12 protein-coding genes and 2 tRNA genes are annotated in these 12,951 nt (G+C 31.9%); 12 read left to right on the forward strand and 2 right to left on the reverse strand.

All coding sequences use genetic code 11. The features are described 5' to 3' along the window. Positions 1 to 36: 36 nt before the first annotated feature. Positions 37 to 570 carry an inorganic diphosphatase gene (ppa, locus tag BCHRO640_RS00465; RefSeq protein WP_015344389.1) on the reverse strand — a complete coding sequence of 178 codons (534 nt, stop codon included), beginning with the start codon at positions 568 to 570 and terminating at the stop codon, positions 37 to 39. A gap of 198 nt (positions 571 to 768) precedes the next feature. After that, the gene (gene ispB, locus BCHRO640_RS00470) at positions 769 to 1,740 is read right to left on the reverse strand and encodes an octaprenyl diphosphate synthase (RefSeq protein ID WP_015344390.1); all 972 of its coding nucleotides are present in this window, start codon (positions 1,738 to 1,740) and stop codon (positions 769 to 771) included. A 191-nt stretch (positions 1,741 to 1,931) separates the two neighbouring features. On the opposite strand from ispB, the gene rplU reads away from it, so the two are divergent. The 12 genes from rplU (at position 1,932) to nusA (ending at position 12,932) form a co-directional block, all read left to right on the forward strand. Continuing rightward, entirely contained in the window at positions 1,932 to 2,243 is a 312-nt protein-coding gene (rplU, locus tag BCHRO640_RS00475; RefSeq protein WP_015344391.1) for a 50S ribosomal protein L21, read from the forward strand. A gap of 45 nt (positions 2,244 to 2,288) precedes the next feature. Continuing rightward, positions 2,289 to 2,549 carry a 50S ribosomal protein L27 gene (rpmA, locus tag BCHRO640_RS00480; RefSeq protein ID WP_015344392.1) on the forward strand — a complete coding sequence of 87 codons (261 nt, stop codon included), beginning with the start codon at positions 2,289 to 2,291 and terminating at the stop codon, positions 2,547 to 2,549. Between the two features lie 353 nt (positions 2,550 to 2,902). Next, positions 2,903 to 3,925 (forward strand): GTPase ObgE, encoded by a 1,023-nt coding sequence (gene obgE / locus BCHRO640_RS00485; protein WP_015344393.1) that lies wholly within the window; start codon positions 2,903 to 2,905, stop codon positions 3,923 to 3,925. Positions 3,926 to 4,257: 332 nt separating this feature from the next. Then, the gene (greA, locus tag BCHRO640_RS00490; protein ID WP_015344394.1) at positions 4,258 to 4,734 is read left to right on the forward strand and encodes a transcription elongation factor GreA; all 477 of its coding nucleotides are present in this window, start codon (positions 4,258 to 4,260) and stop codon (positions 4,732 to 4,734) included. A gap of 376 nt (positions 4,735 to 5,110) precedes the next feature. Next, positions 5,111 to 5,737 carry a 23S rRNA (uridine(2552)-2'-O)-methyltransferase RlmE gene (gene rlmE / locus BCHRO640_RS00495; RefSeq protein ID WP_015344395.1) on the forward strand — a complete coding sequence of 209 codons (627 nt, stop codon included), beginning with the start codon at positions 5,111 to 5,113 and terminating at the stop codon, positions 5,735 to 5,737. A 72-nt stretch (positions 5,738 to 5,809) separates the two neighbouring features. Beyond that, positions 5,810 to 7,738: an ATP-dependent zinc metalloprotease FtsH gene (gene ftsH, locus BCHRO640_RS00500; RefSeq protein WP_015344396.1), complete on the forward strand. Its 1,929-nt coding sequence runs from the start codon at positions 5,810 to 5,812 to the stop codon at positions 7,736 to 7,738. A 129-nt stretch (positions 7,739 to 7,867) separates the two neighbouring features. Continuing rightward, on the forward strand, positions 7,868 to 8,707 hold the full coding sequence (folP, locus tag BCHRO640_RS00505; RefSeq protein ID WP_015344397.1) for a dihydropteroate synthase: 840 nt from the start codon (positions 7,868 to 7,870) through the stop codon (positions 8,705 to 8,707). Between the two features lie 14 nt (positions 8,708 to 8,721). Continuing rightward, the gene (gene glmM, locus BCHRO640_RS00510; protein WP_015344398.1) at positions 8,722 to 10,080 is read left to right on the forward strand and encodes a phosphoglucosamine mutase; all 1,359 of its coding nucleotides are present in this window, start codon (positions 8,722 to 8,724) and stop codon (positions 10,078 to 10,080) included. Positions 10,081 to 10,231: 151 nt separating this feature from the next. Beyond that, positions 10,232 to 10,513 carry a preprotein translocase subunit SecG gene (secG, locus tag BCHRO640_RS00515; protein ID WP_011282653.1) on the forward strand — a complete coding sequence of 94 codons (282 nt, stop codon included), beginning with the start codon at positions 10,232 to 10,234 and terminating at the stop codon, positions 10,511 to 10,513. A gap of 158 nt (positions 10,514 to 10,671) precedes the next feature. Continuing rightward, positions 10,672 to 10,757 (forward strand) — tRNA-Leu (locus BCHRO640_RS00520). A gap of 71 nt (positions 10,758 to 10,828) precedes the next feature. After that, positions 10,829 to 10,902: transfer RNA gene (locus BCHRO640_RS00525), tRNA-Met, on the forward strand. A gap of 512 nt (positions 10,903 to 11,414) precedes the next feature. Then, positions 11,415 to 12,932 carry a transcription termination factor NusA gene (gene nusA, locus BCHRO640_RS00530; RefSeq protein WP_011282654.1) on the forward strand — a complete coding sequence of 506 codons (1,518 nt, stop codon included), beginning with the start codon at positions 11,415 to 11,417 and terminating at the stop codon, positions 12,930 to 12,932. Positions 12,933 to 12,951: the final 19 nt, after the last annotated feature.

Here is a 12,951-nt window from a genome sequence, read left to right on the forward strand (position 1 = left end):
AATGTGTAAGATCTAATATAAAGTGCAAGTGTGATATTAAATTTTTTTTTCAAAACGTTCAAAAGCATTTAAAATTTCCGTTTTAGCAGCATTAATATTGCTCCATCCTTTTATTTTTACCCACTTTTTAGAATCTAATTCTTTGTAATTTTTAAAAAAGTGACTAATTTGATTGCGCAATAAAATTGAAAAATCATTTATATCTTTCACTAGTGAGTATTGTTCTGATATTTTCTCGTGGGGCACTGCAATTATTTTTGCATCTTCTCCAGATTCATCATGCATATTAAGCATACCTATAGGGCGGCAATGTATTACACAACCTGATCGTAAAGGATATGGGGTAGGCACTAAGACATCTACTGGATCTCCGTCCAATGATAAAGTATTATTAATATATCCATAATTGCAAGGGTAAAACATAGGTGTTAATAAAAAACGATCAACGAATATTATTCCTGTTTTTTTATCAATTTCATATTTAATTGGGTCAGAATTAGCTGGAATTTCAATAATCACATATATATCTTCTGGAATATTTTTTCCCGCTGGTATTTGATTGAAATACATTTATATTGCCTATATATGTAGATAATAAATTTAAAAACAATCATATGTTATATTAATTTTATTATCAATATTTTTATTAACATAACATAATTGCGTTTATTGCAGTTAATAAAAGTATTTCATGTTTATAAGCATCACAATTTTATATTTTATATATAATTTTAATGTCAAATGATTTGTGATTTTAAAGATGAAAATCTAATAAATTCTTTGAACCGTATAAGTCGCTAAACTTGCTAATGCTTGTCGATAAGGAGAAGGAGGTAAAATATCAAGACAAGAGATAGCTTTTTTGATTTCTGTTTCAGCGCGTTTTCGAGTGTAGTCTAATGATCCATGTTGATGCATTGTATCTAAAATTATATTTAACAAGTGACGATGGTTACCTTCTTTAATAGATTGAATTATAAGTGATGCTTGTTTTGAGGTGCTATGATGAATAGCGTGTAGCAGAGGAAGAGTAAGCTTTCCTTCATTTAAATCATTTCCGACATGTTTACCAAATATTGTTTCTGAGGCAGAATAATCTAATACATCATCAACTAGTTGAAAGGCAATCCCCATATATCGCCCATAATTACGCAATGCTTTTTCTTGACATGTATTGGCATCAGCTAAAATAGCAGATGATTGAGAAGCTACTTCAAATAAACGAGCAGTTTTACTATAAATAATTTTCATGTAACTATCGATAGTAATAGTGGGGTCATTACAATGTGTTAATTGCAATATCTCTCCTGCTGCAATTATATTGACTGCATCTGCCATCAAAGATAATATTCGCAAGGATTCTAATTCAGTCATCATTTGAAAGGCTCGTGTATATATAAAATCCCCTACCAATACACTAGCAGCATTACCAAAAATTATATTAGTAGTTTTCCTACCGCGTCTCATGTGTGATTTATCTACTACGTCATCATGTAATAAAGTAGCAGTATGAATAAACTCTATTAATGTAGCAATAGTAACATGTTGTGTTTTTTTATAGCATAACGCCCTTGCGGTCAGCAAGGTAATCATGGGTCTAATTCGTTTTCCTCCACTATCTACAATGTATTGAACAAGTTTGTTAATTAAAGTGATTTCAGATGCTAATCGCGTGCGAATTTCTGAATTCACATCTTCCATATCTTGTTCAGTTAGTTCGGAGATTTGATCAATATTCATTAATATTATTATAAATATAAAATGTTGATGTATTTATATATTGTTTACGTATGCAATTTTCTTATTAAGTTAAACTACGCTTATGAGTATGCAGTAAATTTTATTATTGTGTTGAGAAACATTTTTTTTTAATGTATAACAATATGTATAGAAATAATATCAGATTATAAACAAGAGATGGATTATTATTTATGTATGCAGTTTTTCAAACTGGTAGTAAACAGTATCGTGTTGTTGAAGGCCAAGTGATTCATATAGAACGGATTGATCTTGAGGTTGGTAATCAAGTGGAATTTAATCAAATATTGCTTATTGACTCTAATGAATTCCTTCACATAGGGAGTCCTTTTATAAAAAAAGGGCAGATTATAGCAGAAATTATAGCTCAGAGTCTTAATCAAAAGATAAAGATTATTAAATTTAGACGTCGTAAACATTTTCGTAAATTCCAAGGACATCGTCAGTGTTTTACAACAATAAAAATAGTAAGCATTAAGTATTAAGCATAAGCAATTGCAATCCAAATCATTAAGAAATAAGGAATAAAAATGGCACATAAAAAAGCTGGAGGCTCTACTCGTAACGGTCGAGATTCACATAGTAAGCGTTTAGGAGTTAAATGTTTTGGAGGTGAATATGTATCGTCAGGCACTATTATTGTGCGCCAACGAGGCAATACATTTCATCCAGGAAAATACGTAGGTTGTGGAAGAGATTATACTCTTTTTGCTTTAAAATCTGGAAAAGTTTTATTTGAAAAAAGGGGAGCATTGCGCCGCAAATTTATTAGTATCGTTTCTCAGAAATAGAAATTTAATTTGTTAATGTTACTTAATAATTAAAATTTTTAATTTTATAAATAAAGGATTAATTGCGCCCAGGTATTTTGGTAGTTGTATAGTTACAAGCGATGATTATATTAGTATTTTGAAAATGACATGTGTGTTTTTTATAAGGTTTAAGAATTATTAAAAATGTTCATGTATTTATACGGATTTGAAAGGTAAGTAACTGTGTATATTGATAACGATAGAAGGAATAAAAATACTAAAAACATTATTTAACAATATGGAATAAATTTTATTATTACAAAATTTACACTAACTTATTAAGTGACAAGTTGTATATACTATAAATATAGACGATATGTTAGAGATATATTATGAAATTTGTTGACATGACCAACATTACGGTTATTGCTGGTAACGGAGGGAATGGATGTATCAGTTTTCAAAAATCGGGAAGAAGAGCTTCTTTTTTGAAGAAGCCTAATGGTAGTAATGGAGGAAATGGGGGGGATGTTTGGTTATTAGCAGATCCTAATATTAATACTTTAAATTATTTTCATTCTAATTGTGTTTTTAGAGCCGGGCATGGACAAAGTGGGCGTAGCCGTGGTTGTACTGGTAAAAGAGGCAAAGATGTTATTGTGAAAGTACCGTGGGGAACTAGAGTAAGTTATAAAAAAACAAATAAATTATTGGGAGATATGGGTATTCATCATAAACGGTTGATGGTGGCTAAAGGAGGTCGCCATGGTTTGGGAAATGGACATTTTAAATCTTCTTTGCATTATTGTAAGGTACTTAATACAAATGGGTCAACAGGAGAGTTCCAACATTTGCTATTAGAATTGCTTCTAATAGCAAATGTTGGAATATTTGGATTACCTAATTCTGGAAAATCTAGTTTTATTCGTATAATATCGTCAGCGAAACCAAAAGTAGCAGATTATCCATTTACTACATTAGTACCGTATTTAGGTGTGGTACAAATTAATAGCTATGATAGATTTATTATTGCGGATATTCCTGGTATTATTAAAGGCGCTTCTCATGGTTTGGGATTAGGAATGCGATTTTTGAAGCATCTAGAACACTGTCAAATTTTACTGCATTTTATTGATATTGCGCCTGTGGATAATTCCGATCCATTAGAAAATATTATTACTATTCAGCATGAATTAAGTAATTACAATGAAAATTTAGTTAGCAAACCTTGTTGGTTAATATTCAATAAAATAGACTTGTTGGAACAACAAGTGGCGGAAAAAAGGATTAACCATGTTATTAGTTCTTTAAAATGGAAAGGGCGCTATTACTCTATATCTTCTATGCATAATACTAATGTATTATCGCTATGTAACAGTATTATGAAGTTTATTATTCATCATACTCAAAGTTAAGAATCAACTCTTATGTATACACAAGACATCGAGTAGGAATCAGGATTAGCTAATTCTATTGTTATTTTAAAACAATACACATAATATACCGTTAAGTTTAAAAAATTTTAATATCATGATATCGTAATTGATGATGTTTTATAAACATAGATATTTATAAAATAGTTTATACATATTAAGAGAGATGTTTTTTTGAAAAAGTTTTTAAAAGTTAGGTAATGACAATTTTTGTTTTTTAAGAAGATAAAATTATAATGTTTAATTAAATCATGTTTTTGTATGTAGTGTGATTGTTTATTATTTACATGTATGCAATATAATAAAGGTATAACATGAAGCGCATACCAATGACTTTACGTGGAGCTGAAAAGTTGAGAGAGGAACTAGATTATTTAAGAAATGTTCTTCGTCCAGAAATTATAAAGAATATTTCCGAAGCGCGGGAGCATGGCGATTTAAAAGAAAATGCTGAGTATCATGCTGCTCGAGAACAACAAGGATTTTGTGAGGGTCGTATTCAAGAAATAGAGTCTAAACTTTCTAATGCACATATTATAGATATTACCAAATTAACTACTGACGATAAAGTAGTTTTTGGCGCTACGGTTGGCGTTGAAAATTTGGATACAACATATAGACAAACGTATAGTATTGTAGGGGATGATGAGGCAAATCTTAAGGAACATATGATTTCTATCAATTCTCCTATTGCTAGAGGTTTGATTGGTCATAAAGAAGGAGATATTGTTCGAATTAATACTCCAAAAGGAAAAGTAAGATATAAAATACTCCAGGTTAAATATTGTTAAACATATTTTTATTTTCGTTTTTATTTTGAATTTTTTTAAAAAATGATGATTATGAAAGTAAAAAATAAAATTTTATTCGTAATCGTTATATTTAATTAATATTAATAATACAAATATATGATTCTATTAACATTATTATTAAATTTATATTTTTTACTTTTATCTATTTTGAAATATTTATTATTTACAATTAAATATATGTTTATGCGCGCTATTTGTAATAATTAGCAAAATATATAAAATTGGATATACACAAAAAATTTATTTATTTTTATGGAATTTTTATTTTTTGTTTAAGTAAGATTGAAAGAAATAGAAATTATCGCCATTTTACCAATGTTGTTTATTCAATAAAATATTTGAGAAGTAACCCGATATGGTAAATAGCAAACGTTCTATGTGTTCTTCAGGATGGTTACAAAAACATTTCAAAGACCAGTATGTGAAAGCAGCACAAAGACAGAAACTGCGGTCACGGTCTTGGTTTAAGCTTGATGCAATAAATCGCATAGATACATTGTTTTCTACTGGTATGACAGTAATAGATTTGGGATCGGCACCTGGCGGGTGGGCGCTGTATGTAAAAAGTAAAATAGGAAAGACAGGGCGTATTGTAGCGTGTGACATATTATCTATGCGTAATATTTCTGGGGTGAATTTTTTGAAAGGAGATTGTTCTAATCCTAATATTTCTAAAATATTATATAAATGGGTAGGACAGAAACAGGTTAATGTGGTTTTATCTGATATGTCTCCTAATACAACCGGTATATCAATAATCGATGTAAGTCGATCCATACATCTTGGAAATTTGGCGTTAAATATATGTCGTAACGTATTAATGCGTAGAGGTGCTTTTTTAGTGAAAGTTTTTCAGGGAAAGGGTTTGGATAAATACTTGTGTGATGTGCATTCCTTATTTAACATAGTAAGGATCCGTAAGCCAGATGCCTCTAGGTCTCATTCTCGTGAGGTTTATATTGTAGCGAAAGAACGTAAGTAAGCATAATTTATATGTAGATATGTTAAAATTATTTAAATTTTGTTGTAATGCGAGGTTAATCTTTTGAGTGACATGGCGAAAAATCTGGGTATCTGGTTAGTCATTGCAGTAGTCTTGATGTCTTTATTCCAGAATTTTGGGCCTAGCGACTCGAACAGTCGCAAATTGGATTATTCCACTTTTATGTATGATTTAAACCAAGATCAAGTTAAAGAAGCTCGCATTAACGGTCGTGAAATTGTGGTTATTAAAAAGGATAGTAATCGTTATATTACTTATATTCCAGTAAATGATCCGAAATTACTTGACATTCTTTTAACTAAAAAAGTTAAGGTTGTTGGGGAGCCTCCAGAAGAACCTAGTTTAATTACATCTATTTTTATTTCTTGGTTTCCAATGTTATTATTGATTGGGGTTTGGGTTTTCTTTATGCGTCAAATGCAAGGAGGCGGAAAGGGAGCTATGTCTTTTGGTAAAAGTAAAGCACGTATGCTAACTGAAGATCAAATAAAAACTACTTTTGCTGATGTGGCAGGATGTGATGAAGCAAAAGAAGAAGTGAAAGAATTAGTAGATTATTTACGTGAACCCAGCAGATTTCAAAAACTAGGTGGAAAAATTCCAAAAGGAGTCTTAATGGTAGGACCTCCTGGAACTGGAAAAACACTTTTAGCCAAAGCTATTGCGGGAGAAGCAAAAGTTCCATTTTTTACCATTTCGGGTTCTGATTTTGTAGAGATGTTTGTCGGTGTCGGAGCATCTCGTGTTCGGGATATGTTTGAACAGGCTAAGAAAGCTGCTCCATGTATTATTTTCATTGATGAAATTGACGCGGTTGGTCGTCAGAGAGGCGCAGGTTTAGGAGGGGGCCATGATGAACGTGAACAGACTTTAAATCAGATGTTAGTAGAAATGGATGGATTTGAAGGAAAAGAAGGTATTATTGTCATAGCTGCCACTAATCGTCCAGATGTATTGGATCCAGCTTTATTAAGACCAGGACGATTTGACCGGCAAGTAGTTGTAGGATTACCGGATATTAGGGGGCGAGAACAAATATTAAAAGTACACATCAGTCATGTACCGTTGTCATCAGATGTAGATATATTAGTAATTGCGCGAGGTACACCAGGATTTTCAGGAGCGGATTTAGCTAATCTAGTGAATGAAGCGGCATTATTTGCTGCTCGTGATAGCAAACATATGGTATCGATGATAGAGTTTGAAAAAGCTAAAGATAAGATTGTAATGGGTGCAGAGCGTCGTTCCATGGTGATGACAGAAGCTCAAAAAGAATCCACAGCCTATCATGAAGCCGGTCATGTTATAATTGGTAGATTAGTCCCGGAGCATGACCCGGTTCATAAAGTAACTATAATCCCTAGGGGACGTGCTTTAGGTGTAACGTTTTTTTTACCAGAAGGTGATGCAATTAGTACTAGTCGACAGAAATTAGAGAGTCAAATTTCTACATTATATGGGGGTAGGCTTGCTGAAGAAATAATTTATGGCCCTAATAAAGTATCTACTGGCGCCTCTAACGATATTAAAGTAGCTACTTCTATTGCTCGAAATATGGTAACTCAATGGGGGTTTTCGGAAAAACTTGGTCCGTTATTATACGCAGAAGAAGAAGGAGAAATATTTCTTGGGCGTTCAGTGGCGAAAGAAAAGCATATGTCTGACGAAACTGCTCGTATTATTGATCAGGAAATTAAATTTCTGATTGAAAAAAACTATATACGTGCTCGTGAGCTTTTGATAAAAAATGTGGATATTCTTCATTCTATGAAAGATGCGTTAATAAAATACGAGACGATTAATGCATCTCAGATAAATGATTTGATGGATCGAAAATCAATTAATCCTCCATCTGGATGGGAAAATAGCGTGTCTGATACTAATGATAGCAATAAGGAGTCTTGTGTTTCTTCTATAAAAGAATCAAAGTCAGTAGACAGCGAATCTTACAATGATAATCCTGATGCTGCATCACAATAATATGTAATTATTTTTATATAAAAATAAAAATTGACTTATTGTCAGACTTAAATAGTATTTTACGTTTTTAATATGAATTAGATCACCTAAATTAATTTTTAAATACTGTTTGGAGATGTCTTTAAATTTATGACATTGATTACAAATAAACGTATTTTAGATTTTTCTGAAATTCAGATTATGGGGATTTTAAATATTACTCCTGATTCTTTTTTTGATGGAGGTAATTATTGTACCCTTCCTAAAGCAATTGATCATGTGTTTAATATGATTACTTATGGCGCTACTTGCATTGATGTCGGAGGAGAATCAACACGACCTGGATCCAATGTTGTCAGTGATGAAGAAGAAGCGGATCGGGTTATACCCGTAGTACGTGCTATAGCACAGCGTTTTGATACTTATATTTCAATAAATACATCATCAGCGTTAATCATACGCGAGAGCGCAGCTATCGGTGCTCATATGATTAATGATGTCCGCTCTCTTACTGCTACAGGAGCACTGAAAGCTGCATTATATTGTAAATTGCCGGTATGTTTAGTACATATGCAAGGAGAACCTAATACAATGCAAAATGCTCCCATATATTCTAATGTTACACATTCAGTAAACGAGTATTTTACTAAACAAATCACTCGTTTTGAATCAGCGGGTATTAGCAGAAATAAATTATTACTTGATCCTGGTTTTGGTTTTGGGAAAAGTTTATCACATAATTATCAGCTATTAGCTAATTTGAAATATTTTCATCATTTTGGTTTACCTTTATTAGTAGGTATATCACGCAAGTCAATGCTTAATCTTAGTTCTAATTCATATAATCCTAAACAAAGATTAATAGGCAGCATTGCTTGCGCAGTGATTGCAGCTATACAAGGCGTACAAATTATTCGCGTGCATGATGTTAAGGAAACAGCAGAAGCATTAAAAGTGGTGCGTATGATGTTGAAACAGCAGACAAAGTAAGGACAAAAATTAATATGAAGCGCCGCAAATACTTTGGTACTGATGGAATTAGAGGTAAAGTTGGGAGCATTCCCATTACTCCAGATTTTATTCTGAAGCTTGGTTGGGCTGCAGGAAAAGTATTAAGTCGTTTTAGTGGCGGTAGGTCTAATTACATTATTATTGGAAAGGATACTCGTATTTCTGGGTATATGTTAGAATCGGCATTAGAGTCAGGATTAGCTGCTGCTGGTTTGTCAGCTGCATTAACTGGTCCTATGCCTACTCCGGCTATTGCGTATTTAACTCGTACTTTTAGAGCTGAGGCTGGTATTGTAATTTCTGCTTCACATAATCCTTTTTATGATAATGGTATTAAGTTTTTTTCTATTAAGGGTACTAAATTAGATAATGAAGTAGAGCATTCTATAGAAATAGAATTAGAAAAATGTTTAACGTGTGTTGACCCAAAAGAGTTAGGAAAAGCTAGTCGTATTGTTGATGCAGCTGGTCGTTATATAGAATTTTGCAAAGGAACTTTCCCTGCTCATCTCAGTTTAAGAAAATTAAAAATAATTGTAGATTGCGCTAATGGAGCTACTTATCATATAGCTCCAAGTGTGTTTCGTGAATTGGGCGCTAACGTGACTACTATTGCGTGTCGTCCAAATGGAGTTAATATTAATAAAGAATGTGGTACTACAGATATTCGGCAATTACGTGCCCATGTATTAGCAAAAAAAGCAGATTTAGGTATTGCTTATGACGGGGATGGAGACAGGGTCATTATGGTTGATCATTTTGGAAATAAAGTAGATGGTGATCAAATGCTATATATTATTGCTCGAGAAAAATTACATTGCAAGCAATTAACAGGCGGTATTGTAGGGACTCTTATGAGTAATATGGGGCTTGTATTGGCATTAAAACAGTTGAATATTCCTTTTATACGTTCTAATGTCGGTGATCGCTGTGTACTTGCAATGTTAAAAAAACAGGGTTGGAATATTGGAGGTGAAAATTCCGGGCATATTGTACTTTTAGATAAAACTACCACGGGAGATGGTATTATTGTTGCTCTTCAAGTATTATCCGCAATGGTAAATAATTGCTTAAGTTTACATGAATTATGCAACGATGTGTCTTTATTGCCTCAAATTTTAGTTAACGTATATTGTTCTAGTATTAAAAGCCCTTTAGAGTCTGATTTGGTTAGAAAAGAAACTAAAGCAGCAGAACAGGAGTTATCTGAACAAGGCCGCGTGCTACTGCGTCAATCTGGTACTGAACCATATATTCGTATTATGGTGGAGGGAAATTGTTATGGTAAAATATTATATTTAGCAAATAGGATCGCTTCTGTAATAAGATCGGAAATAAAATCAATACAATAGTCATTTACTTCAAATATTATGCGTATATTGAATAATTATAATATAAGTGAGTTATATAGTATTTTTATATAAAAAGAAATATTAGTAGTTTAGTTTCGGAAATTATTTATTTTTTTAAACATAAAATGTTTGTATAAGGCGATATAATATTATGTATCATTTTTTTTTGGTTATATTTTTAATTATAGCAATAGCTCTAATCACGTTGATTATGTTACAACAAAACAAAAGTAATGATTCAGGAGGAATGTTTAGTAGTCGTTCTTTAGGAGATATGTTAGGTTCAGGAGGTATCAATAATGGTATAACGTGTTTAATAGTAATTTTAGCTATATTATTTTTTTTATTTAGTTTGTTATTGGGAAATATAAATAGCAAACAAAATCAAAAGTATATTCAAAATAATATACAAAATAGTCAATTGCAAGATTAATAAAATTATATAAATTTTAAGCGTAAGTTTTTCAACAACAAATGAATTAAGATATCTTTTTATATGTAATAAAAAGATATAAAATGTATGTAACCGGAAATGTATACATAAGTTAAAGTATTACTATGTGATATCCGTATTATCGATGGTTGTTAATAACCGAGGTGGTGGAATTGGTAGACACGCTACTTTGAGGTGGTAGTTCTCTTATTTGAGATTACGGGTTCAAGTCCCGTCCTCGGTATTGTTTTATAATATAAATAATTTGCTTTTTCGAAGTTATATGGTATACAATTCCTATTGTTTTAGTACAGGCGCGGGGTGGAGCAGTATGGCAGCTCGTCGGGCTCATAACCCGAAGGTCGTTGGTTCAAATCCGACCCCCGCAACCGTATCAAGTAGGTTGCTTTATTTGTACTATAGGCAATATAATACGTGTTGTGTGTTATACTGTGTCTGATTAAGCCTGGTATTGTAGTTTAAGAATAATGGAAAATATGTTGATATTATTAGGAGCTACATAAATAATATCAATTATATTAAATTAGTTATGGTTAAATGTTTAGTTAATATTCAGAGAATATTAATAGATTTCTTTTCATGTTGATAACATACCTATCAAATAAGTAGATCACTGATTATTTTCTATGGAAATTTCTCAAGGTTTATTAATTTCATAATATCGAATAGAATTCTGTTATATGTTACAAGGTTGTCTGATATGAATAGGACGATTAAATTAATTTTTATCAATTATAATCATAGTTTTTGTAATTGAATCGATAAATTACAAATACATCATGTTTTCAATACGATGTAGGGGTGAATTGTTTTTTAAAATTTAATTACACAATGATATACACATAATAGCTATTAAGGAAATAGCATTTGAGAAACTGGGATGAATAAAGAGATTTTGGCTGTTATAGAAGCAGTTTCTAATGAAAAAGCTGTACCTCAAGAAAAAATTTTTGAAGCATTAGAAACAGCATTGGCTGCCGCTACAAAAAAGAAATATGAACAAGATGTTGAAGTTCGTGTTGTAATTGATCGTAAATCAGGTCAGATTAATACATTTCGGAGGTGGGTTGTAGTGGAACAAGTAACTCAACCTACTAAAGAAATTACATTAGATGCAGCTCGATTTGAGAATCCAAAAGTACAAATTTGTGATTACGTTGAAGATGTCATTGAATCTATTAGTTTCGATCGTATTACAACTCAAACCGCAAAACAAGTTATTGTTCAAAAGGTGCGTGAAGCTGAACGTGCAATTATTATAGAACAGTTTTTAAACCGACAGGGTGATATTGTTACAGGTATAGTAAAAAAAATTAATAGAGATAGTATAAGTATAGATTTAGGAAATAATGCTGAAGGCATGATTAATAGAGAAGAAATGTTACCGCGTGAAAATTTTAGATTAGGAGATAGAATTCGTGGTATTCTTTATTTGGTGCGACCGGATTTTAAAGGTCCTCAATTACTTATCAGTCGTACTAGGACTGAAATGTTGATTGAATTATTTCGTATCGAGGTACCTGAAATTGGAGAAGAATTAATCACAATTAAAGCCGCAGCGCGAGATCCTGGTTCACGGGCAAAAATTGCCGTCAAAACAAATGATAAGCGTATTGATCCAGTAGGAGCATGTGTAGGAATGAGAGGAGCACGTGTTCAGGCTGTGTCTGGTGAATTAGGAGGAGAACGAGTAGATGTTATATTATGGGATGATAATCCTGTTCAATTTGTTATCAATGCTATGTCTCCTGCTGATGTTGCGTCTATTGTGATAGATGAAGATAAACATACAATGGATATTTCAGTAGAGGAAACTAATTTACCTCAGGCTATTGGAAGGAATGGACAAAACATTCGTTTAGTATCTCAATTAAGCGGATGGGAACTCAATATTATGACTGTAGATGAGCTGGAAAAGAAACGTCAAGTTGAAATATGTACTATCACAAATATTTTTATTCATTCCTTAAATATCAGTGAGCAATTTGCTAAAATTTTAATTGATTCAGGGTTTTCTTCGCTTGAAGAGTTAGCTTATGTGCCTATGACAGAATTATTATCAATAAAAGAATTTGATAGAAAAACGGTAGAAATAATTAGGGATCGCGCAAAAAGTGCTTTAAAGAATTTTTCTGTGATTCATAATGAAAAAAATATTAAGGAAGATAATTATACTGCGGCGGTTATTCATCCCGTTACAGGATTATTGAGATTGCCTAATATTGAATATAAATTAGCACTAACATTAGTTGAACGTGGTATTTCTACATTAGAAGAGTTAGCTGAACAAGATATTTCTGATCTTTCCGATATTGAAGGATTAACTAAAGAAAAAATTGGAGAATTAATTATGGAAGCCCGCAATATTTGTTGGTTTAATAATGATAACAAACATTAATATTATTATTAGTAATAAT

Source organism: Candidatus Blochmanniella chromaiodes str. 640, assembly GCF_000331065.1.
GTDB classification, from domain to species: Bacteria; Pseudomonadota; Gammaproteobacteria; order Enterobacterales; family Enterobacteriaceae; genus Blochmanniella; species Blochmanniella pennsylvanica.

Excerpts from the sequence above, each read along its gene's own strand:
- rlmE (WP_015344395.1), top strand. The coding sequence starts at position 5,111 with ATGGTAAATAGCAAACGTTCTATGTGTTCTTCAGGATGGTTACAAAAA.
- rpmA (WP_015344392.1), top strand. The coding sequence starts at position 2,289 with ATGGCACATAAAAAAGCTGGAGGCTCTACTCGTAACGGTCGAGATTCA.
- ftsH (WP_015344396.1), top strand. The coding sequence starts at position 5,810 with ATGGCGAAAAATCTGGGTATCTGGTTAGTCATTGCAGTAGTCTTGATG.
- secG (WP_011282653.1), top strand. The coding sequence starts at position 10,232 with ATGTATCATTTTTTTTTGGTTATATTTTTAATTATAGCAATAGCTCTA.
- ppa (WP_015344389.1), bottom strand. The coding sequence starts at position 570 with ATGTATTTCAATCAAATACCAGCGGGAAAAAATATTCCAGAAGATATA.
- folP (WP_015344397.1), top strand. The coding sequence starts at position 7,868 with ATGACATTGATTACAAATAAACGTATTTTAGATTTTTCTGAAATTCAG.
- rplU (WP_015344391.1), top strand. The coding sequence starts at position 1,932 with ATGTATGCAGTTTTTCAAACTGGTAGTAAACAGTATCGTGTTGTTGAA.
- ispB (WP_015344390.1), bottom strand. The coding sequence starts at position 1,740 with ATGAATATTGATCAAATCTCCGAACTAACTGAACAAGATATGGAAGAT.
- glmM (WP_015344398.1), top strand. The coding sequence starts at position 8,722 with ATGAAGCGCCGCAAATACTTTGGTACTGATGGAATTAGAGGTAAAGTT.
- nusA (WP_011282654.1), top strand. The coding sequence starts at position 11,415 with ATGAATAAAGAGATTTTGGCTGTTATAGAAGCAGTTTCTAATGAAAAA.
- obgE (WP_015344393.1), top strand. The coding sequence starts at position 2,903 with ATGAAATTTGTTGACATGACCAACATTACGGTTATTGCTGGTAACGGA.
- greA (WP_015344394.1), top strand. The coding sequence starts at position 4,258 with ATGAAGCGCATACCAATGACTTTACGTGGAGCTGAAAAGTTGAGAGAG.